Annotated in this window: 17 protein-coding genes and 1 pseudogene; 4 read left to right on the forward strand and 14 right to left on the reverse strand. The window is 70.0% G+C overall.

Annotated elements, in window-relative coordinates; translation table 11 throughout:
• Positions 1–204: 204 nt before the first annotated feature.
• The 8 genes and pseudogenes from CAL24_RS02080 to CAL24_RS02115 all read right to left on the reverse strand — a co-directional run.
• The gene (locus tag CAL24_RS02080; protein WP_028355145.1) at positions 205–1,542 is read right to left on the reverse strand and encodes an NAD(P)H-dependent oxidoreductase; all 1,338 of its coding nucleotides are present in this window, start codon (positions 1,540–1,542) and stop codon (positions 205–207) included.
• The gene (locus tag CAL24_RS02085; RefSeq protein ID WP_028355144.1) at positions 1,539–2,414 is read right to left on the reverse strand and encodes a phytanoyl-CoA dioxygenase family protein; all 876 of its coding nucleotides are present in this window, start codon (positions 2,412–2,414) and stop codon (positions 1,539–1,541) included. The genes CAL24_RS02080 and CAL24_RS02085 overlap by 4 nt, the downstream gene beginning before the upstream one ends.
• A 78-nt stretch (positions 2,415–2,492) precedes the next feature.
• A complete protein-coding gene (locus tag CAL24_RS02090; protein WP_038853753.1) occupies positions 2,493–3,167 on the reverse strand; it encodes a GntR family transcriptional regulator in 675 nt (224 codons plus the stop codon).
• An 87-nt stretch (positions 3,168–3,254) separates the two neighbouring features.
• Positions 3,255–3,815, reverse strand: a complete 561-nt coding sequence (locus CAL24_RS02095) for a 5'-3'-deoxyribonucleotidase (protein WP_028355142.1) — start codon at positions 3,813–3,815, stop codon at positions 3,255–3,257.
• 56 nt (positions 3,816–3,871) lie between these two features.
• Positions 3,872–4,438 carry an RNA 2',3'-cyclic phosphodiesterase gene (gene thpR, locus CAL24_RS02100; RefSeq protein ID WP_028355141.1) on the reverse strand — a complete coding sequence of 189 codons (567 nt, stop codon included), beginning with the start codon at positions 4,436–4,438 and terminating at the stop codon, positions 3,872–3,874.
• Positions 4,439–4,497: 59 nt separating this feature from the next.
• Positions 4,498–5,982 (reverse strand): efflux transporter outer membrane subunit, encoded by a 1,485-nt coding sequence (locus CAL24_RS02105; protein ID WP_094806474.1) that lies wholly within the window; start codon positions 5,980–5,982, stop codon positions 4,498–4,500.
• Between the two features lie 15 nt (positions 5,983–5,997).
• Complete coding sequence (locus CAL24_RS02110; protein WP_028355139.1) at positions 5,998–9,183, reverse strand: efflux RND transporter permease subunit; 3,186 nt, start codon at positions 9,181–9,183, stop codon at positions 5,998–6,000.
• Between the two features lie 19 nt (positions 9,184–9,202).
• Positions 9,203–10,393, reverse strand: a pseudogene (locus tag CAL24_RS02115) (efflux RND transporter periplasmic adaptor subunit); the annotation flags it as partial.
• A 246-nt stretch (positions 10,394–10,639) separates the two neighbouring features.
• Between CAL24_RS02115 and CAL24_RS02120 the strand changes: the two are divergent.
• From CAL24_RS02120 to CAL24_RS02130, 3 genes are all read left to right on the forward strand, one after another.
• On the forward strand, positions 10,640–11,653 hold the full coding sequence (locus CAL24_RS02120; RefSeq protein WP_094806475.1) for a LysR family transcriptional regulator: 1,014 nt from the start codon (positions 10,640–10,642) through the stop codon (positions 11,651–11,653).
• Between the two features lie 173 nt (positions 11,654–11,826).
• On the forward strand, positions 11,827–12,930 hold the full coding sequence (locus tag CAL24_RS02125; RefSeq protein ID WP_028355136.1) for an AI-2E family transporter: 1,104 nt from the start codon (positions 11,827–11,829) through the stop codon (positions 12,928–12,930).
• 17 nt (positions 12,931–12,947) lie between these two features.
• A complete protein-coding gene (locus CAL24_RS02130; RefSeq protein WP_249278464.1) occupies positions 12,948–13,718 on the forward strand; it encodes a phytanoyl-CoA dioxygenase family protein in 771 nt (256 codons plus the stop codon).
• Here CAL24_RS02130 and CAL24_RS02135 read toward each other — a convergent pair.
• Together CAL24_RS02135 and CAL24_RS02140 are read right to left on the reverse strand one after the other, a co-directional pair.
• Positions 13,637–15,496, reverse strand: coding sequence for an ABC transporter ATP-binding protein/permease (locus tag CAL24_RS02135; protein WP_094805609.1), 1,860 nt, complete (start codon positions 15,494–15,496; stop codon positions 13,637–13,639). The genes CAL24_RS02130 and CAL24_RS02135 overlap by 82 nt on opposite strands.
• Positions 15,497–15,552: 56 nt before the next feature.
• A complete protein-coding gene (locus CAL24_RS02140) occupies positions 15,553–16,461 on the reverse strand; it encodes a LysR substrate-binding domain-containing protein (RefSeq protein WP_094805610.1) in 909 nt (302 codons plus the stop codon).
• 103 nt (positions 16,462–16,564) lie between these two features.
• Between CAL24_RS02140 and CAL24_RS02145 the strand changes: the two genes are divergently transcribed.
• Positions 16,565–17,731 (forward strand): mandelate racemase/muconate lactonizing enzyme family protein, encoded by a 1,167-nt coding sequence (locus CAL24_RS02145; protein ID WP_094805611.1) that lies wholly within the window; start codon positions 16,565–16,567, stop codon positions 17,729–17,731.
• A gap of 21 nt (positions 17,732–17,752) precedes the next feature.
• On the opposite strand, the gene CAL24_RS02150 is transcribed toward CAL24_RS02145, so the two are convergent.
• The 4 genes from CAL24_RS02150 to CAL24_RS02165 are packed head-to-tail and all read right to left on the reverse strand — an operon-like array spanning position 17,753 to position 20,696.
• A complete protein-coding gene (locus CAL24_RS02150) occupies positions 17,753–18,511 on the reverse strand; it encodes a LamB/YcsF family protein (RefSeq protein ID WP_094805612.1) in 759 nt (252 codons plus the stop codon).
• Positions 18,508–19,524: a biotin-dependent carboxyltransferase family protein gene (locus CAL24_RS02155; RefSeq protein WP_028355131.1), complete on the reverse strand. Its 1,017-nt coding sequence runs from the start codon at positions 19,522–19,524 to the stop codon at positions 18,508–18,510. The genes CAL24_RS02150 and CAL24_RS02155 overlap by 4 nt, the downstream gene beginning before the upstream one ends.
• Positions 19,521–20,243, reverse strand: coding sequence for a 5-oxoprolinase subunit PxpB (pxpB, locus tag CAL24_RS02160; RefSeq protein WP_094805613.1), 723 nt, complete (start codon positions 20,241–20,243; stop codon positions 19,521–19,523). The genes CAL24_RS02155 and pxpB overlap by 4 nt, the downstream gene beginning before the upstream one ends.
• 21 nt (positions 20,244–20,264) lie before the next feature.
• Entirely contained in the window at positions 20,265–20,696 is a 432-nt protein-coding gene (locus tag CAL24_RS02165) for a VOC family protein (protein WP_028355129.1), read from the reverse strand.
• Positions 20,697–20,775: the final 79 nt, after the last annotated feature.

The raw sequence follows: 20,775 nt of genomic DNA on the forward strand, positions 1-20,775 counted from the left end.
GGCGTGCCGGTGGGGCCTGGGCGGCCAGTTGGAGCGAGGGCAGCCCCCGCAGGGGGCCGAGGGCGCCTGGTGGCGCGCCCGAGCCGAGCGACGTGGCCGGCCGGGCCCCACCGGCACGCCCGGGCGTCTCAAGAACTCAGAAATCCCCTCGGGCAAGCCCCCAGACCCCTTCACCGACAGCCCCCCCGGGGCTCCCCCGGCAAATCAAGCGAAAGTCTGCTCCATCTCGCGCCGGAACTGCACCGCCGGGGCGCGTTCGTCGAAATCCACGTCGTGCCAGCGGATCGGCTGCGACTGCCGCACCGGATTCTTCAGCTTGACCTTGTGCGCCAGCCCCAGCGGCAAATAGCCGTCCGCCACCGAATCGCGCGCCGGCATCAGCTTGCCGTACACCGTATAGCCGCCCTCGCCGTCCAGCTCGTCGCCCGGCGCAAGGTCGCGCTTGGCGGTGGCGACCACGTCGCCGTGCCAGCCCGAGGCCGAACCGGTGGGCTCGTGCCGCAGGCCCACGCTCGCCACGCTGATGCCCAGCTCAAGCCCGATCAGGTGATACGGCTTGTACATGGCCGCATAGTTGCCGCTCGGGTCCGTGATCAGGCCGTATTCCTTGAAGCAGCGCCGCACGTAGTCGCTGTCCGCCGCCAGGGTCACGTACACCCCCCAGCGCAAGTCGCGGAACACCGGCCGGCCGTCGCGTTCCAGCGACGAGATCACTTCCACCTGCCCGCGGTGATGCAGCATGCCGCCTTCCTCGCGCGGGCGCAGCACGCGCGCCAGGTCGTCCACCCCGCAGGGCGGGAAATGCAGCCCCGACGGCGCCGGCAACAGGCCGGTGGCATTGGCCACCGCGGCCATCTCGATGGCGCTCTTGGTGCCGTCCAGGAAGCTGTTGAACATCTGCGCATTGAAATCGCCCGCCGCCACCATCTCGTCGGTGAACCCGTAGTACGGCCAGACCGTGTCCGGCGTGGACGTGTGAAACTCCGGCAGGTACTTGGTGCCCTTGCCGGCGGCGATGACCTCGAAGCCGCTGGCGCGCGCCCAGTCGACCATCTCGCAGATCAGCGCGGGCTGGTCCCCGTAGGCCAGCGAATAGACAATGCCGGCCTCGCGCGCGCGGCGCGCCAGCAGCGGGCCGGCCAGCGCGTCGGCCTCGACGTTGACCATGATGATGTGCTTGCCGTGCTGGCAGCAGGACTGCACATGGGCGATGCCGGCGGCCGCCTGCCCGGTGGCGTCGATGACGATCTCGACTTCCGGGCTGGCGATCACCGCGGCGGCGTCGTCGCTGAAATAGACCCGCCCGGAGCGCGCCGCGTCGTGCGGGCTCTCGGCGCGCAGCGCGTCGGCCGGCCATCCCACCCGGGTGAGCGCCGCGCGGGCGCGGTCCGGCCGCAAGTCGGCCACCGCCACCAGCTGGATGCCGGGCGTGCGGCGCGCCTGGCTGAGGAACATGGAACCGAACTTGCCGGCGCCGATCAGGGCCACCCGCAGTGGCTTGTGGTCGGCCTGGCGCTGCTTGAGCAGGCGGTGCAGGTTCATTGTGCGGTCTCCTCCAGGCGTTCGAGCGAGGTCCGTGCCGCCTCGGCCGGCGTGCCATTTTTCCATGGCAGTTCCACAGCATAGTCCTTTTGCAGGCAGTCGTCGGGCAGGCACTCGATCGGCGTGAAATCCCGGTGCGCGATCCATTCCACGCGCTTGAAGCGCCGGATATGGTTCGACACCGCGCACAGGCTCAGATAGACGCTGACGCGGTTCCAGGGGCTGAGGTTGGACGACGACGCATGCACCAGGCAGGAATGGAACAGCAGCATCGACCCGGCCGGCCCCTTGGGCGCCACGATGCCGCCGGCGCGGCCCCCGGCCTTGTCCACCATGGTGCGGATGTTGTCGTTGTTGATGGTCCAGAGCGGATAGCTGGTAGTGGTGGTGTCGTGGCCGGCCTCGAGCACGCCCAGCCGGTGGCTGCCCGGGATGAACATCAGCGGCCCGTTGTACTCATTGACCTCGTCCAGGAAGATGGCCACGTTCATGGCGCGCGGGGTGGGCATCAGGTCGTCGTTCAGCCAGGTGCCGTAGTCCTGGTGCCATTGCCAGACATCGCCGTCGAAGGCGTTCTTGCCGTTGATCTTGAACTGGTGCATGTACACGGGCTCGCCGAACAACTGTTCGACCGGGCGCACCATGCGCGGATGCCGGGCCAGCCGCGCGAACGGCGCGCTGTACAGGTGCGCCGCGAAGTTGGTGCGCACCGCGCCGCCGTGCTTTTCGCGCACGTTCTCGGGGCGGTCCTGCGCGTAAAGGCGCGGCACTTCCTCGGTGAGGGTGGCGATTTCCTGCGGGGAAAACAGGGCGGGGAAGAACAGATACCCGTCCCGGTCGAATTGATCGCGTTGCGCTTGGCTGAGTTGCATCGTCGTCTCCGGGTGGGGCCGGCTGCGGCCGGCTCTGGTGCTTCCGGCGTCGCGCGCCGGTGTAGGGAAAATCGCGCCTCAGGCGCGCGGGGTGTCGCGCAGGCGCGGGATCAGTCCCGCCGCGGCGCGTTCGGCATGCTCGCGCGACAAGGCGGCGGCGCGCTCGTCGTCGCCGGCGTTGATCGCGGCCACGATGGCCATGTGCTCGTCCCACAGGCCGGCGCGCGCGCTGGCCGGCTCGGAAACCGCGCACATCACGCGTTCCAGGTGGCCCCATTGCGGCTGCATCACCGAGGCCAGCAGCCGGTTGCCCGAGGCGTCGTAGATGGCGTGGTGCAGCCGCGTATCGGCGGCGATCAGGGCCTGCATGTGGCCGCGCCGCAGGGCCGCCAGGCCGCGCTCGACCAGCGCGGCGGGCAGCGGCGGCGCGGCGCCGGCCGCCACGCGCCGGGCGGCCAGCCGCGCCGCCAGGGCGTCGACTTCGGCGCGCAGCTGATAGAACTCGGCCACCAACTGCGGATCGAGCGGCGCGACCTGCAGGGTGCCGCGGCCGTCGGCGCGTATGGCCAGTCCATCGCGCTCCAGGTGGGCCAGCGCCTGCAGCACCGGTTGGCGCGAGATCCCGAAGCGCGCGGCGAGCTCTTCCTGGCCCAGCCGCAGGCCGGGCGCCAGTTGCCCGCCGATGACGGCTTCGCGCAATTGCGTGTAGACGGTGTGGGCCAGGTCGCTGGCGGGAGGCAAGGGCTTGATCATGGCGGGACCTGTGGATTTCTGTATTCAGAATACAGAAATCCACGGCTGTGTCACGCTGCGGCGCCGCATTGCGCCGGCGCCGGGCCGCTAGCGGTCCGCGCTGTAGAGTTCGCCGGCCAGCACGTTGCGCCAGTTGGCCCAGGTCAGGCGCGGCCGGTCGGTTTCCTGGCGGTTGTAGGGCGCGTCGTAGATGATGTGGCGCCAACTGGGGCGCACCGCGCCGGTGATGCGCGGCTTGTCGTCGATCAGCAGGTCGCCGCGCACCAGGGTCTTGTCGCGGGTCAGGATCAGGCGTTCGGTGGCGGCCCGGCCCAGGTGGCGCTCCACCCACAGGTACTTCTCGGCCACGCAGTTCTCGAACTGGTGCAGCGGCGACGAGCAGATGCGCACGTCCATGCCCAGCGCCGTCAGTTCGCGGTAGGCCTCGATCGCGCCGGCGACCGGCGGCAGGTCGCGGATGAACCCGGGCGCCGTATAGATGGCTTCGGCGCGGGCGCGCAGTTCGGGCGGATAGTCTTCCAGGATGCGGAACGACTGGCGCTGCTCATAGGCGACCGGTTCGATGTCGGGGTGCCGCTGGCGCCAGGCGGCCAGGAAGGCGTGTTCGAAATCGGCCAGGACGCCGTCTTGGTCTAGCAGGATGAGCATGGTGCGCGTGCGGCGGGGGCGGGGCCCCGATTTTGCCATGCGCCGCGGGGCCGCGCTCAGGTTGCCGAGCTGGCCAGCATGCGGTAGCGCGCCGTGCCTTGCTGGGGGCGCGATTCCATCAGCAGGTAGCGGCCGTAGCGCCATTCCACCGGCGGTGGCGCCTGGGCCGGCCAGTCCAGGCTGGCGGCGCGGCGCAGCAGGGTGACGTGCGGGCGGAAGGGCTGCGCCGGGCGGCGCCAGCCCAGCGGCTCGAGCCAGTCCCACAGCTCGTCGTAGGTGCGCCGCAGCGTCGCGCCGACCTCGGGCGGGCCGGCCCAGACGATGCCCTGGCGCGCGAAGGCGCCGTAGCGGTCCAGGGTGATGCTGCCGGGCGTGGCGCGCTGCCGGGCCGTACCGGCGACCAGCGCGGGCACGCGCTCAGCGTCGACCGCGCCCAAAAACGCCAAGGTCAGGTGCAAGGTGTCGGGCCGCATGACGCGCCCGCCGCAGGCGGCCTGGGCTTGTGCGGCCCAATCCGCCAGCGTGGCGGCCAGTGCGGGCCCAGGCCATAGTGCGAAGAACAGCCGAACCCGGCTTGGCGGGGCCGCACTGGCAGGCGCATCGGAAGGGAAAGAGGCGGGCATGACGCCACATTATGGCCGACTCCCGGCTGGCGGGGCGAGGGCCTGCCCCGCCCCGCCGCCTAGCGCTGCGCCAGGGCTGGCGGCAGCGGCGTATCCCAGCCGCCGCCCAGCGCGCGGATCAGGTTGACCGCCGAGCGCGCCCGTTCGCCGTCCAGCTGCACGGCCACGCGCTGCTGCGCCAGCACCGTACGATCGGCTTCGATCACGTCCAGGTAGCTCGAGCCTTCGCGGTATTGCGTCAGCGAAATGCGCGCCGCGCGCTGCGAGGCCTGCAGCGCCGCGTCGTGCACCTCGGTCTGGGTGGACAGGATGCGCAGGTTGGCCAGGTTGTCCTCCACCTCGCGGAAGGCGGTCAGGATCGTCTGGCGGTAATTGGCGACGTCCTCCTCGTATTGTGCGCGGGCGCGGTCCAGGCCGGCCTGGCGGCGGCCGCCGTCGAAGATCGGCAGCGACAAGGCGGCCCCCACCAGCGGTCCCAGCAGGAAGGTGCGGCTGGACCATTCGAACAGGTCGCCCAGTTCCGCCGATTCGAAGCCGGCCGCGCCGGTGATGTTCAGGCTCGGGAAGAACGCCGACTTGGCCACGCCGATGCGCGCATTGGCGGCCGCCATGGCGCGTTCGGCCGCGGCGATGTCGGGGCGGCGCTCCAGCAGGGTGGACGGCAAGCCCGCCGGCACGTTGATGGAAATCCGCGTCAGGGGCTGCGACGGCAGCGAGAACTCCGACGGCGCCTTGCCCAGCAGCACGGCCAGCGCGTGTTCGGCATTGGCGCGGCGGCGTTCGAAGCCCAGCGCTTCCGAGCGCGCCGATTCCAGTTCCGAGCGGGCGCGCGCCAGGTCCAGTTCGCTGATGTCGCCGGCGTCGTAGCGGCGCTGGATCAGCTGCAGCGTGTCCTCGCGCAGCTTGACCGTCTGCCGGTACAACTGCAGGCCGGCGTCCAGCTCGCGCACCTGGAAGTAGGCCGACGCCACGTCGGCCTGCAGGGCCAGCAGCACCGAGCGGTACAAGGCCTCGCTCTGCTGCGCGTCGGCGGTGGCGGCATCCACATTGGAGGCCACCCGGCCGAACAGGTCCACCTCGTAGGACACGCCCGCCTGGGCGCGCCACAGCGTCGACGGGTCGGTCGAGGCGTCCGCCGCCAGGCCCTGCGAAGCCGGCGAGGGGCGCTGGCGCGTGGGGCCGAAGCCCGCGTCCAGGGTGGGGAACTGGTCCGAGCGCGCGGCGCCCAGCAGCGCCCGGGCCTGCTTCAGGCGGGCGGCGGCGGCCTGCAGGTTCTGGTTGGCCTGCTGAGCCTCGGCTTCCAGCGCGTCAAGGGTGGCGTCGCCGAACAGCTTCCACCATTCGCCGCGCAGGGCCTGCTCGGCGGGTTGGGCGGCTTGCCAGCTGCCGGCTTCGTGCGGGGCCAGGGCGGGTTGCGCCTGGGCTTCTTTGTAGGCGGCCGGGATGGCGACGTCGGGCCGCTGGTATTCGGGTCCCACCGCGCAGCCGGCCAGCACCAGCAGCATGGCCAGCAGGGCGGGGACACGAGTCGTTGAGTGCTTCATGATCAATCTTTCTCTTCAATGGCTGGCGTGCGGCGCGGTCACCGGCGCCTCGTGCGGGGCGGCCGAATGCAGCTTGCGCGCGCCCAGGGAGCGCAACAGCACATAGAACACCGGCGTCAGGAACAGGCCGAACAGGGTCACGCCCAGCATGCCGAAGAACACCGCCACGCCCATGGCGTGCCGCATTTCGGAGCCGGCGCCGGAGGACAGCACCAGCGGCACCACGCCCATGATGAACGCGATCGAGGTCATCAGGATGGGACGCAGGCGCAGGCGGCTGGCCTCGATGGCGGCCTGCAGCGGCGTGCTGCCCTGCATTTCCAGCTCGCGCGCGAACTCCACGATCAGGATGGCGTTCTTGGCCGACAGCCCCACCAGCACCATCAGGCCGATCTGCGTGAAGATGTTGTTGTCGCCGCCGGTCAGCCACACGCCGGTCAGCGCCGCCAGGATGCTCATCGGCACGATCAGGATGACCGCCAGCGGCAGCGTCAGGCTTTCGTACAGCGCGGCCAGCACCAGGAACACCAGCAGCACGCTGATGGGGAACACCCAGATGCCGGCGTTGCCCGCCAGGATCTGCTGGTAGGTCAGGTCGGTCCACTCGAACTTGATGCCGCGCGGCAGCGTTTCGGCGGCGATGCGCTCGGCCGCGTCCTGCGCCTGGTCCGACGAATACCCGGGCGCCGGGCCGCCGTTGATGTCGGCGGCGGTGAAGCCGTTGTAGCGCACCACCATTTCCGGGCCGTAGGTCTGCTTGACGTCGACCAGGGCCGACAGCGGCACCATCTGGCCGTCCAGGTTGCGCGTCTTCAACTGCAGGATGTCGTCCGGATGCGAGCGGTACGGCGCGTCGGCCTGGGCCCGCACCTGGAACACACGGCCGAAGCGGTTGAAGTCGTTCACGTACATCGAGCCCAGGTAGATCTGCAGCGTATCGAACACGTCGGTGACCGGCACGCCCAGCTGCTTGGCCTTGACCCGGTCCAGGTCGACGTCCAGCTGCGGCACGTTGATCTGGTAGTTCGAGAACGTCGGCCCCAGTTCGGGCGTCTGGCGCGCCTTGGCCAGGAAGGCCTGGGTGGCCTTGTCCAGCTCGGCGTAGCCCAGCGCGGCGCGGTCCTCGATCTGCAGCTTGAAGCCGCCCATGGTGCCCAGCCCCATCACCGGCGGGGGCGGGAATACCGCGATGAACGCGTCCTTGATGCCGGCGAACTTGGCATTCAGGCTGCCGGTGATGGCGTCGCCCGACAGCTCGGCGCCATGGCGCTCGGCGAACGGCTTGAGCGTCACGAACACGATGCCGGCGCTGGAGCTGTTGGTGAAGCCGTTGATCGACAGGCCGGGGAAGGCGATGGCGCTTTCCACGCCGGGCTCTTTCAGGGCGATGTCCGACATGCGGCGGATCACGTCCTCGGTGCGGTCCAGCGAGGCGCCGTTGGGCAGCTGCGCGAACCCGATCAGGTACTGCTTGTCCTGCGCCGGCACGAAGCCGCCGGGCACGATGTACGAGATGCCCACCGTGGCCGCCAGCAGCAGCGCGTACACGCCCATGGCGCCGGCCTTGCGGCGGATGACGCCGGTCACGCCGGTGGCGTACGCATCCGACGAGCGTCCGAAGAAATCATTGAACCAGTTGAAGAACCGGCCGAACACCCGGTTCATGGCGCGCGTCAGCCAGTCGGGCTTGTCGTGGTGGCCCTTGAGCAGCAGGGCCGACAGCGCCGGCGACAAGGTCAGCGAATTGAACGCCGAGATCACCGTCGAGATGGCGATGGTCATGGCGAACTGCTTGTAGAACTGTCCCGACAGGCCGGTCATGAACGCCAGCGGCACGAACACCGCGCACAGCGTCAGCGCGATGGCGATGATGGGCCCGCTGACCTCGCGCATGGCGCGGTAGGTGGCCTCGCGCGGCGTCAATCCGGCGGCGATGTTGCGCTCGACGTTTTCCACCACCACGATCGCGTCGTCCACCACGATGCCGATGGCCAGCACCATGCCGAACAGCGACAGCGCGTTGATCGAATAGCCGAACAGCAGCAGCAGCGAGAAGGTGCCCACGATCGACACCGGCACCGCCAGCAGCGGGATGATGGAAGCCCGCCAGGTCTGCAGGAACACGATCACCACCAGCACCACCAGCGCGATGGCTTCCAGCAGGGTCGAGATCACCGCCTTGATGCTGGCCCGCACGAACTGCGTGGGGTCGTACTCGATGCGGTATTCCACCGACGGCGGGAAATCGGCCGACAGTTCCTGCATCACTTCGCGCACCTGGGCCGATACGTCCAGCGCGTTGGCGCCGGGCGACTGCATGATGCCCATGCCGATGGCCGGCTTGTTGTTCAGCAGCGAGCGCAGGCCGTATTCCTGCGCGCCCAGCTCGATGCGGGCCACGTCCGACAGGCGCGTCACGGCGCCGTCGGGCGAGGACTTCAGGATGATGTTGCCGAACTCCCGCTCATCCTGCAGCCGGCCCTGCGCATTGACCGAGAATTGCATGGGCACGTCGCCCTGGGTGGGCGAGGCGCCGATCACGCCCGCCGCCACCTGCACGTTCTGTTCGCGGATGGCGTTGACCACGTCCATGGCGGTCAGGCCGCGCTGGGCGACCTTCTGCGGGTCGAGCCAGACCCGCATCGAGTAGCTGCCCGAGCCCCAGATCTGCACTTCGCCCACGCCGCTGATGCGCGACAGGCGGTCCTTGATGTTCAGGACCGCGTAGTTGCGCAGGTAGGTGATGTCGTAGCGGTCGTCCGGCGAGATCAGGTGCACCACCAGGGTCAGGGTGGGCGAGCTCTTGGTGGTGGTCACGCCCAGGCGCTGCACGTCCGGCGGCAGGCGCGGCAGCGCCTGCGACACGCGGTTCTGCACCAATTGCTGGGCCTTGTCCGGGTCCACGCCGAGCTTGAAGTACACCGTCACCGCCAGGTTGCCGTCGCTGTTGGCCTGCGACTGCATGTACAGCATGTCTTCCACGCCGTTGATGGATTCTTCCAGCGGCGAGGCGACGGTGGCGGCGATGACTTTCGGGTTGGCGCCGGGATACTGGGCCCGCACCACCACCGAGGGCGGCACGACCTCGGGGTACTCGGAGATGGGCAGCTGGAACATGGCCAGCAGGCCCGCCAGCAGCACCACCACCGACAGCACGCCCGCGAAGATCGGCCGATCGATGAAGAATTTGGAGATATTCATGCTTGTGTCCGGTGACTTGCTTCAGGCTGGCCGCGGCGGTCTGGACAGCGGCCGGGGGCGTGTCCATGGAGACCAGGTTGGGGGCCACCGTCTCGCCCGGGCGCACGCGCTGCAGCCCGTTGACGACGATGCGTTCGCCGGCCTGCAGGCCGCTGGTGATGACGCGCAGCTTGCCCTGGCTGGCCCCCAGCGAGACCTGCCGGTAGGCGGTGCGGTTGGCTTCGTCCACCACCAGCACGAAGCGCTTGTCCTGGTCGGTGCCGATGGCGCGCTCCTCGACCAGCACGGCCTCGCGCGGCTCGGTGCCGCCCAGGCGGATGCGGGCGTACATGCCCGGCACCAGCAGGCCGTCGGCGTTGTCGAACACCGCGCGCACGCGGATGGTGCCCGAGGCGGTATCGATGCGGTTGTCCACCGAATACACCACGCCCTGGCGCGAATAGCCGGCCTCGTTGGACAGGCCCAGTTGCACCGGCACCTGCGCGGCGCCGCCGCGGGCCGGGCTGACATACTTCAGGTAGGCTTCTTCGTCGACGTCGAAGGCCGCGTACATGCGCGACACCGACACCAGCGTGGTCAGCGGCACCGAACTGGCGCCGGCCGCCACCACGTTGCCGACGGTCACCTCGGCGCGCGATACCCGGCCGGACACGGGCGCCACGATATTGGTGTAGCCGAGGTTCAGGCGGGCGGCCTCCAGCGCGGCCTCGGCGGCCTGCAGGTTGGCGGCCGCTTCGCGCGCGTCATTGCGCTTGGATTCGAAATCGCGCCGGGCGATGGCGTTCTCGGCCAGCAGGCGCTTGCCGCGCGCCAGTTCCGAGGCGGTGAAGGCCACCCGCGCGCGGGTCGCCGCCAGCTGCGCCTCGGCGCGGGCCACTTCGGCCGCGTAGGGGCGCGGGTCGATGGTGAACAGCGGGTCGCCCTTCTTGACCAGGCTGCCGTCCTGGAAATGCACGGCGGTCAGGGTGCCCGACACCAGCGGCCGGATATCGACCCGGTCGATGGCCTCCAGGCGGCCGGAATAGTCCTGCCAGTCGATAATGGTCTTGCCCAGGGCGGGCGCCACGTCCACCGAAGGCGCCGGCGGGGCGGCCTGGGCCTGGGCCGTGCCGGTACCGGCCGGGCCGCGCAACAGGGTATAGCCGCCGCCGGCGGCGATCAGGGTCGCGAAAACCGCCAGCAATACAATGCGTTGGCGCGAAACAATCATGGTGTTTCCTTGAGCAGAATAGGGGACGAATGACCGGGGCAGGCGGGCGGGGGAGGGGGCCCCTGCGGGCTATGGCCAGCGCGTTTGCGTTGGCCTCAGGCTATCGGTCGATCCAAGACGATTGCATTCTGAATGTTTTGTGGTGGGGGATAAACATCGCCGGGGCGTCAACACTGTTCGCCATGAACGAACAATATCGGCACAAAGCGCGGTATGCTGACGCACTTCACCATCCAGGACACGACCATGGACCGCTTTCAAGCCATGCAGGTCTTCGTGCGCGTTGTCGACGCCAATAGCTTTACCCGCGCGGCCGACAGCCTGGCGTTGTCCCGCACCACTGTCACGACTGCCATTCAGAATCTGGAGCGCCGCCTCGGCGTGCGCCTGCTCAACCGCACCACGCGCCGCATCAGCCTGACGCCGGATGGCGCGGCCTACTATGAACACAGCACCCGCATCCTGGCCGAGGTCGAGGAAACCGAGGCCTGCTTCCAGGAAGCCGCCCTGCGGCCCAAGGGCAAGCTGCGCATCGACGTGCCGGCCAGCATCGGCCGCCTCATCCTGATCCCGTCGTTGTGTGAATTCCACACTCACTATCCCGACGTGGAACTGGTCATCGGCATGGGCGACCGGCGGGTCGACATGGTGCAGGAGGCCGTCGACTGCGTGATCCGCGGCGGCGAGCTCGAAGATTCCAGCCTGGTGGCGCGCCGCATCGGCACCTTCCAGAGCCTGACCTGCGCGGCGCCGTCGTATCTCGAACGCCACGGCATGCCGCACACGCTCGAAGACCTGAAGAGCCATTACGCGGTCCATTATTTTTCGAGCCGCTCCGGGCGCAACTGCAACTGGGATTTCGTCATCGACGGCAAGACGCGCGAAGTGGACGTGCCCGGCTGCGTCTCGGTCAACGACTGGAGCGCCCACCTGGCCTGCGCCCTGCAGGGCTTCGGGCTGGTGCAGACCGCGCGCTTCATGGCCCTGCCGCACCTGCAGGCGGGCGAGCTGATCGAGGTGCTGCCGCAATGGAAGCCGCGCCCGCTGCCGATCTCGCTGCTGTATCCGCAAAGCCGCCAGCTGTCGCCCAAAGTGCGGGTGTTCTCCGACTGGGTGGCCGAGCTGTTCGCGCGCTGCCCGCTGCTCAGCGGCGGCGACGGCACCGAAGGCTGCTATGGCATCGAGAAAGCCGAGCTGACGCCGGCCGCCGAAAAAGCCACCCGGCGCGGCGTGGCGGTGGAAGCCGAATACGTCCTCTGACGCCCCCCGGGGCGCTGCGTGCTGCCCCCAGGGACGACGCTGGCGGGCCGGCGGAACCGGCCCCGCGGCCGCCCGGTCTGGCCGCGCCCGCCGGGGCGGTCCGCCCCGCCGATGGCGGGCGGACTGGTACTGTATATTTGGGCGTCGCTTCCACCCCCAGCCATCGCCCGCCCATGCAGCAGCCCGTCCTACCCGCGTACCTGATCGCCCGCTGGCTACTTTTGCTGGTGCTGTTGGCGGGCGCCTATTTCCTGAGCGGTTTCCTGGTCCCGGCCCTGGCGGCGCTGATCATCGGGCTGGCCACCTGGCCGCTTTACCGGCGGCTGGTCGAACGCTGCGGCGGGCGGACCGTGCCGGCCGCCACGCTGGCCCTGATCGGCGTCATCCTGGTGCTGATCATCCCCCTGACGCTGGCGCTGTCGTACGCCGTGCAGGAAGCCAGCAACTTCTTCGCCTGGGCGCTGGCCGCCAACCGCCATGGCGTGGCGGTGCCTGGCTGGATTTCCTCCCTGCCGGTGATCGGCCCGCGGCTGTCGGTCTATTGGCAGACTTACCTGGGCGAGCCGCATGCGCTGGGGGCCCTGGTCGAGATGGTCAGCGGCGAACACCTGGGCAACATCTACCGCATGGTCCTGTCGGCCACCGGCAACGCGTTCCAGCTGCTGCTGAACGTGGTGTTCATGCTGATCACCCTGTTCTTCGTCTACAAGGACGGCGACCGCATGATCGCGCAGCTCGACGTGCTGGGCGAACGCATCCTGCCCTCGCGCTGGCTGCGCTTTTCGCGCGTGGTGCCGGCCACGGTCGGGTCCACGGTCACCGGCATGAGCCTGATCGCCGTGGGCGAGGGCGTGGTGCTGGGCCTGGCGTACTGGGTGGCCGGCGTGCCGTCGCCCGTGCTGCTGGGCGTGGTCACCGGCTTCATGGCGCTGATCCCCGGCGGCGCGCCGCTGTCGTTCACGCTGGTGTCGCTGTACCTGGTCGGGTCCGGCCACCTGGCGGCCGGCCTGGCGCTGTTCGCCTGGGGTACCATCGAATTGTTCATCGTCGACAAGACGCTGCGTCCGCGCCTGGTGGGCGGGCCGGTCAAGCTGCCGTTCCTGCCCACTTTCTTCGGCCTGATCGGCGGCGTCAAGACGATGGGCATCGTCGGGCTGTTCGTCGGCCCGGTGCTGATGGCGCTGCTGGTGGCAGTGTGGCGCGAATGGGTGCGCAACGTCGAGCGCGAGCGCGACGCCGCCCGCCTGGAAGGCGCCGGCGAGCCGCGCGGCGACTGACCTCGGAGGAAGCATTCGTGTCGACCATCGCCGATCAGGTGGCGATATTGCGCCAGCAGGGTTTCGTGGTGGCGCGGCAGTTCGCCGCGCCGGATGTGGTGGCCGCGTTGCGCGGCGAGGCCGAGCGCCAGCTGGCGCAGGCCGTCGGCCCGCTCGAGTACGAGGCCGACCTGCAGTATCCCGGCGCGCCGGCCTCGCGCCAGGCGCAGGGCGGCGCCACCGTGCGCCGGCTGCTGGGCGCCTACGGGCGCGGGCCGCTGTTCCGCCAGTGGGCCACCACGCCGGCCGTCGCCGCATGGCTGCGGGCCTACTTCAATGACACGCCGGTGCTGTCCACCGTGCACCACAACTGCGTGATGACCAAGCATCCGGCCTACGGCAGCCTGACGGGCTGGCACCAGGACATCCGCTACTGGTCGTTCAGCGCGTCCGACCTGGTGTCGACCTGGCTGGCGCTGGGCAACGAAACCGCCGACAACGGCGGCCTGTTCTTCCTGCCCGGCTCGCACGCTGCCTCGTTCCCGGCCGGGCGGTTCGACGACAAGAAATTCTTCCGGCCGGAACTGGCTGAGAACCACGCCTGGATCGAGCGCGCGGTGTGCCCTGAACTGCAGCCGGGCGACGTGGTGTTCTTCCACTGCCGCACGCTGCACGCCGCGCGCCAGAACAGCAGCGACCGCGTCAAGCTGTCGCTGGTGCACACGTATCATCCCGCCAGCTGTACGCCGCTGCCCGGCACGCGCTCGGCATCGTCGCCGGGCGTGCCGCTGGACCCCGCCGGGCGCTGAATCCATCCTCCGCGGCCGTCCAGCCGCAAGACCTGGTCGTGAAACGCGTCCAGGGTATTGCGGTGCCCCACGCTGACCACCGTGCAGTCCGGCAGCGCGCCGCGCAGCAGGCTGTAGAGCGCGTGTTCCAGGTCGTCGTCGGTGGCCGACGTGGCCTCGTCCAGGAACACGATGGCCGGGCGATTGAACAGCACGCGCGCGAATGCCAGGCGCTGCTGCTCGCCCAGCGACAGCACGCGCGTCCAGTCCGCCGCCTGGTCCAGCATGGCGCACAGGTGGCCCAGGTTGACGCGCCGCAGGATCCCGGCGATGCGCGCATCGTCCGCGGCGGTGGCCGCGGCCGGATAGGCTACCGCGGTGCGCAGGTCGCCCAGCGGCAGGTAGGGGCGCTGCGACAGGAACAGCGCGCGTGCGCCGAGGGGCCGCCACACCTGTCCGCTCGCGTATGGCCACAGGCCCGCCACGGCGCGCAGCAGCGTGGTCTTGCCGCTGCCCGAGGGGCCTTTGACCAGCAGCGCCTGGCCGGGCGCCAGCCGCAGTTGCAGCCCGGCGAGCAGCGGGCGGCCGTCCGGATAGCGCACATCCAGCGCATCGATGCGCAAGCCATGCCGGCAGTCGCCGGTCTCGACGCGGGGCAGGGCGCGGGCCTGCCGGTTGGCGTCCTGGAAACCGTCCAGCCGCGCCAGCGTGGCGCGGTATTGCGCAAAGCTGTCATACGACATGCGGAAGAACGACAGCGCGTCCTGTACCTGGCCGAATGCCTGGGACGTCTGCATGACGTCGCCCAGCTTGATGGCGCCACTGAAAAAGCGCGGCGCCTGCAGCATGAACGGGAACACCACCGCCACCTGGCTGATGGCCAGGTTCAGGCCGCTGAACTTCAGCGTGCGGCGCACCAGCGCCCACAAGTTGGCGATATACGCCGCGAAGCGCGCGCGCAGGGTCCGGCGTTCGACCTCCGCGCCTCTGTAGAAAGCGATGTTCTCGGCATTCTCGCGCAGCCGCACCAGCGCGTAGCGGAAATTGGCGGCCAGTTGCTCGCCCAGGAAATTCAGGCGGATCAGCGGCCGGCCTATCTTGAACGCCAGCAGCGTGGCCAGGATCACATACAGGTAGACCAGCAGCACCATGGCGCGTGGCAACTGCAGCCCGCCCAGTTGCAGCGGGCCCGACAGGTCCCACAGGATGAGCGTGAACTCCACCAGCGACACCAGCGCGCCGACCGCGCCCAACGCCAGCGTGCGCGAGCCGCTGACAAAGGCGGCGATATCCAGCTCGATGCGCTGGTCGGGGTTGTCGACCGGCGAGTCCAGAAACTGGCCGCGGTAATAGGCGCTGCCGGCCAGCCAGTCGTGCGTCAGGGCTTCATTCAGCCAGCTGCGCCAGCCGATCTCGAACGACTGGCCGACGTAGTAGTCCAGCAGCGCGCGCAGCACGTGCACCGTCGCCAGTACGCCGAACACGGCCAGCATCGTCCAGAACGCGCGCGCGTTCAGCGCTTGCAGCGCGTTGTAGAACCCCTTGTACCAGTACGAGAACAGCACGGTCATGCGCACCGACCACAGGGCCAGCAGCAGTTGCAGCGCCAGGCTGGCAAGCGGCCGCCAGGCGCGCCGCGGCGTCAGGTAGGGCCAGGCCAGGCGCCAGAATTGCCGGCCCCAGCGCGTGCCGCGGACCAGGGCCCAGGCCACCGCGATGGCGCCGGCGCCGGCGATGGCCCAGGCGTAAAGCAGCCAGAGCAGGCTGTCGCCCAGTTGCCGTTGCCAATTCAGGTCCATGAAAGGTGCGTCTTGTTCTTTTGCAGGTTAGACGCGCCCTGGAAGAATAGTTCCTGCTAGCCGGGGTGGGCGGCCGCCGCCGCGTCCCAGAAGGCCTCGGCCGCCGGCGTCTGCGCGGCGGTGGCGCGGAACAGGCGGATCTCGGCCTGCAGCCGCCAGGCCGCGTCGCCCGCCTCGACCAGCCGCCGCTCGCGCAGTTCGGCATCCACCATGCTGTGCGGCAGCCAGGCCACGCCGCGCCCGTCCAGCGCCATACTCTTGAGCACCGCCGCCAGGTGCGCCGTGAACACCGGCTCGACCCGGGTGCGCTGCAGGGCCGGCCCCAGCAAGGCGCTCACCAGGCGGCCCAGGCCGGACTCGGCGCTGTAGGCCAGCATGGGCACGGCCTTGCGCGCGCCGCCGCCGACGGCGTGGCGCGGCCGGCCCGCGCGGTCCGGCGCGCATACCGGCACCAGCGTCTCGGCGCCGACCCGCAGCGAACGGTAGGCGGACGTATCCAGGCGGCCCGGCGCCTGGGGATGGGTGTGGCACAGCAGGAACTGCACCCGGCCCTGCTGCATCCAGGCCTCGCACTGCTGCAGCATGTCCGAGACCAGTTGGATGGGGCCGACCGGCACGCGCGATTCCAGGCCACGCAGCCACTGTGGCAGGAAGGTCAGCGACAGCGCGTGGGTGGCGGCGAAGCGCAGCGTCGCCGCGCCGGCCTGCGCCACGGCGCGCGCCTCGTCGGGCACGCGCGCCACGCGCGCGAGGATTTCCTGCGCCGTGGCGCGGAACCATTCGCCGGTTTCGGTCAGCGTGACCGGGTGGGTAGCGCGGTCGAACAGCGTCACGTCCAGCCAGGACTCCAGCGCGCGGATGCGGCGGCTGAAGGCCGGCTGGGTCATGTGGCGCTCTTGCGCCGCGCGCGAGAAATTGCCGCTGGCGGCCAGCGCCAGGAAGTCTTCCAGCCAGGACAGGTTCATGGGCGATGCCGGGAAAGCATGAAGGCAGAAAAAAACGGCATTGGGCAAGCCCGCCGCACGGCTCCGATAATACGCCGCATCATCCCCTTGCCGGAGACCCGCCATGCAAATCGTCGACATCCGCGAATCGACGCGCCCCATACAGTCCAACATCCGCAACGCCTACATCGATTTTTCCAAGATGACCCTGAGCCTGGTGGCGGTGGTGACCGACGTGGTGCGCGATGGCAAGCCGGTGGTGGGCTACGGCTTCAATTCGAACGGCCGCTATGGGCAGGGCGGGCTGATCCGCGAGCGCTTCGCGCCGCGCGTGCTGGCCGCCGATCCCGCCAGCCTGCGCGACGACGCGCGCGACAACCTCGACCCGCACAAGATCTGGGCCGCCATGATGACCAATGAGAAGCCCGGCGGCCACGGCGAACGCTCCGTCGCGGTCGGCACCATCGACATGGCGGTATGGGACGCGGTGGCCAAGATCGAGGGCAAGCCGCTGTACCAGCTGCTGGCCGAGCGCTATGGCGACGGCCAGGCCAGGCGCGAGGTGTTCGTCTATGCCGCCGGCGGCTATTACTGGCCGGGACAGGGGCTGGACGGCCTGCGCCGCGAGATGCAGAGCTACCTGGACCGCGGCTATTCCGTGGTCAAGAAGAAGATCGGCGGCGCCTCGCTGGCCGAGGATTGCGCGCGCATCGAGGCCGTGCTGAAGCTGCTGGGGCCGGGCCAGCGCCTGGCGGTCGACGCCAACGGCCGCTTCGACCTGCCGACGGCCATTGCGTACGCCAAGGCGCTGTCGCAATACGACCTGTTCTGGTATGAGGAAGCGGGCGATCCGCTCGACTATGCCCTGCAGGCCGAGCTGGCCGATCACTATGCCGGCCCGATGGCCACCGGCGAAAACCTGTTCTCCATGCAGGACGCGCGCAACCTGATCCGCTACGGCGGCATGCGGCCCGACCGCGACTGGCTGCAGTTCGACTGCGCGCTGAGCTACGGGCTGGTCGAGTACCTGCGCACCCTGGACATGCTCGAGCAATACGGCTGGTCCGCCAGCCGCTGCATCCCGCACGGCGGCCACCAGATGTCGCTGGCCATCGCGGCCGGGCTGGGATTGGGCGGCAACGAATCGTATCCCGACCTGTTCCAGCCCTATGGCGGCTTTCCGGACGGCGTGCAGGTGCGCGACAGCATCGTGACCCTGCCGGAACTGCCGGGCATCGGCTTCGAGGGCAAGGCCGACCTGTACGCGGAAATGCGCGCGCTGGCGGCGTAGCGGCGGGCCGCGCGGCGCGCGTCAGGGCGCGCGCACGGCGATGCCGGCGTCGCGCAGCGCGTCGCGCAGGCCCTGCGCGAACACCAGCGCGTTGGGCTGGTCGCCGTGGATGCACAGGGTATCGGCGCGCACCGGCACCGCGCGGCCATTGACCGAGCGCACCATGCCGTCGCGCACCATGCCCAGCACCTGCGCCACCGCGGCGTCGAGGTCCTCGATCATGGCGCCGGGCTGGCTGCGCGGCGTCAGCGAGCCGTCGTCCTGGTAGGAACGGTCGGCGAACACTTCATGGGCGCCGCGCAGGCCCAGTTCCTGCGCGGCGGCCACCAACTGGCTGCCGGCCAGCCCGTACAGCACCAGGCTGCCGTCCACGTCGCGCACGGCGCGGCAGATGGCCTGCGCCAGGGCGGCGTCCTTGGCGGCCATGTTGTACAGGGCGCCGTGCGCCTTGACGTGGTGCAGGCGGGCGCCCTGCGCGGCGGCCACGGCCGCCAGCGCGCCGACCTGGTAGACCACCATGTCATAGGCTTCCTGCGGCGTGATCTGCATGGGGCGCCGCCCGAAGCCGACCAGGTCGGGCAGGCTGGGATGCGCGCCCACCGCCACGCCGCGCGCCAGCGCCGCCGCGACGGTCTGGCGCATCGTCGACGGATCGCCGCCATGGAAGCCGCAGGCCACGTTGGCCGAGCTGACGAACTGCAGCACGGCCGCGTCGTTGCCCATCTGCCAGGCGCCATAGCTTTCGCCCATGTCGCAATTGAGATCGATGGCGGTACTCACGGCGGGTTTCCTCCGGCAGGCAGCAGCGCGCGCAAGGGATGCAGCGCGCCCTGCAGTTGTATGAATGCTTCTTCGCGTTCGGCATCGAGCCGCTGCGCCTCGTCCAGGCCGACCGGGGCGAAGCGCACCGTCTGGCCGGGCCGGCGCTGCGCCAGCGCGGGCAGATCGACGGTGATCACCTGGGCGATCTTGGGATACCCGCCGGTGGTCTGGCGATCCGCCATCAGCACGATGGCCTCGCCGCCGGCCGGCACCTGCACCGTGCCGTAGCTGGCCGCCTCGGAGAGGATCTGGCGCGGCGTCGTCATGGCCAGGGGCGGGCCGTCCAGGCGGTAGCCCATGCGGTCGGATTGGGCGCTGATGCGGAACTCCGCATGCAGCAGGGCATGGCGCGAAGCTGCGTCGAATTCTTCCCAGTGTACGCCCGGCAGCACCCGCAGATTGGCGCGCGCGCGGCCGGCCAGGCTGGCGGGCAGGTAGGCGCGCACCTGCCACAGTGCCTCGGCCAGGCGCGCCAGCGCGGCCGGATCGCCGGGCAGGGGCGCGCGCAGCCCGATCGAGTCGCCCCTGGCCAGCGCGCGCCCGGCGTGGCCGCCGAAGCCGCCGCGCAGATACGTGCTGGCGCTGCCCATGACGGGCGCGAGCGCGTAGCCGCCATGCACCGCCAGATATGCGCGCAAGCCGGCCTCGGGCGGGGCCGCGCCGAACGCCAGCACGTCGCCGGCGCGCGCCACCAGCGGGCGATGGCACGGCGCCGCGGCGTCGTTCAGGGTGGCGCCCAGGTCGGCCCCGGCAATGGCGAAACAGGCCGGCGCCTCGAAGCGCAGCGTCGGTCCGGCCAGGGTGATCTCGAGCGTGGCGTGGTCGGCCTGGTTGCCGGCCAGCAGGTTGGCCAGGCGGTGGGCCCGTTCGTCCATGGCGCCGCAGACAGGCACGCCCAGGTGCTGGCTGCCGATGCGGCCGCTGTCCTGGAAGGTCGACAGCAGGCCGGGCTTGAGGACGGTCAGGCTCATCGCGCGGCCTCGCGCTGCCGGCGGAACTCGTCGGCGTCGATCGGCACGAAGCGCACCCGGTCGCCCGGCTGCAGCAGGGCGGCCGGCTGGCGCGCCGGGTCGAACATCACCAGCGGCGTGGCGCCGATGATGTTCCAGCCGCCCGGCGACTGGCTGGGATAGATCATGCTCTGGCGGTTGGCGACCGCCACCGAGCCGGCCGGCACGGCGGTGCGCGGCGAAGCGCGGCGCGGAATGTTCAGGCGTTCGTCGTGCACGCCCAGGTAGGCGGCGCCGGGCGCGAAGCCCAGCATGAACACCAGGTTGCCGGGCTGCCCATGCAGGGCCACGACTTCCTGGGTCGAAACGCCGGCATGGCGTGCCACGTCTTCCAGGTCGGGACCGTGGTCGCCGCCATAGCACACCGGGATCTCGACTTCGCGCCCGGCCAGGGCGTCAGGCGCGACGCCGCGCGCCAGGATCTGCTCGATCTGCTCGACCCGCTGCGCATAGCGCGGGCCATCCCGGCCATCGGGCCGGTAGTGCACCGCCACCGCCACGAACGAGGGCACCACGTCGGTCACGCCGGGCAGCCGCGCCTCGCGCAGCAGGCGCGCCGCGGCCAGGCACAGGCGGCCGGTGTGGATGTCGATGCCGTCGCCGAAGTAGACGAGCAGGCAGCGGTCGCCTTGCGGCTGGATGCGCCAGGCGACCGTGGCGCGGGTGGCGGTATCGTTCAACGGCGCGGCAGCCTCCGTGGCTTACTTGGCGAACAGGGAATCCAGGTTCTTGAACGACTTGAATTCCAGCGCGTTGCCCGACGGATCCAGGAAGAACATGGTGGCCTGCTCGCCGACTTCGCCCTTGAAGCGGACGTACGGCTCGATGACGAACTTGGTGCCCGCCTCGGTCAGCTTGCTGGCCAGCGCTTCCCAGTCCTGCATGGGCAGGACGGCGCCGAAGTGGCGCACCGGCACGTCGTGGGAGTCGACCGAACTGGTGGACTTGTGGCCGCACTCATCGGGCGACAGGTGGGCGACGATCTGGTGGCCGTAGAAATTGAAATCGACCCATTCATCGGAGCTGCGGCCCTCGGGACAGCCCAGCAGTTCGCCGTAGAACTTGCGGGCCTCGGCCAGGTCGCGGACGGGGAAGGCCAGGTGGAAAGGGGGCAGGGTGGCTTGTGCGGTCATGGAATGCTCCGGATTCGGCAAGAGTAAAACAAAACGTCCGGCTCCGCCGGGGGCGGGGCCTGCTTGCTTATCATTCTAG

It is taken from the genome of Bordetella genomosp. 2 (assembly GCF_002261345.1).
Classification (GTDB): domain Bacteria; phylum Pseudomonadota; class Gammaproteobacteria; order Burkholderiales; family Burkholderiaceae_B; genus Bordetella_A.

Coding starts and splice junctions, on each gene's coding strand:
- CAL24_RS02080 (WP_028355145.1), bottom strand. CDS start 1,542: ATGAACCTGCACCGCCTGCTCAAGCAGCGCCAGGCCGACCACAAGCCA.
- CAL24_RS02085 (WP_028355144.1), bottom strand. CDS start 2,414: ATGCAACTCAGCCAAGCGCAACGCGATCAATTCGACCGGGACGGGTAT.
- CAL24_RS02090 (WP_038853753.1), bottom strand. CDS start 3,167: ATGATCAAGCCCTTGCCTCCCGCCAGCGACCTGGCCCACACCGTCTAC.
- CAL24_RS02095 (WP_028355142.1), bottom strand. CDS start 3,815: ATGCTCATCCTGCTAGACCAAGACGGCGTCCTGGCCGATTTCGAACAC.
- thpR (WP_028355141.1), bottom strand. CDS start 4,438: ATGCCCGCCTCTTTCCCTTCCGATGCGCCTGCCAGTGCGGCCCCGCCA.
- CAL24_RS02105 (WP_094806474.1), bottom strand. CDS start 5,982: ATGAAGCACTCAACGACTCGTGTCCCCGCCCTGCTGGCCATGCTGCTG.
- CAL24_RS02110 (WP_028355139.1), bottom strand. CDS start 9,183: ATGAATATCTCCAAATTCTTCATCGATCGGCCGATCTTCGCGGGCGTG.
- CAL24_RS02120 (WP_094806475.1), top strand. CDS start 10,640: ATGGACCGCTTTCAAGCCATGCAGGTCTTCGTGCGCGTTGTCGACGCC.
- CAL24_RS02125 (WP_028355136.1), top strand. CDS start 11,827: ATGCAGCAGCCCGTCCTACCCGCGTACCTGATCGCCCGCTGGCTACTT.
- CAL24_RS02135 (WP_094805609.1), bottom strand. CDS start 15,496: ATGGACCTGAATTGGCAACGGCAACTGGGCGACAGCCTGCTCTGGCTG.
- CAL24_RS02140 (WP_094805610.1), bottom strand. CDS start 16,461: ATGAACCTGTCCTGGCTGGAAGACTTCCTGGCGCTGGCCGCCAGCGGC.
- CAL24_RS02145 (WP_094805611.1), top strand. CDS start 16,565: ATGCAAATCGTCGACATCCGCGAATCGACGCGCCCCATACAGTCCAAC.
- CAL24_RS02155 (WP_028355131.1), bottom strand. CDS start 19,524: ATGAGCCTGACCGTCCTCAAGCCCGGCCTGCTGTCGACCTTCCAGGAC.
- CAL24_RS02165 (WP_028355129.1), bottom strand. CDS start 20,696: ATGACCGCACAAGCCACCCTGCCCCCTTTCCACCTGGCCTTCCCCGTC.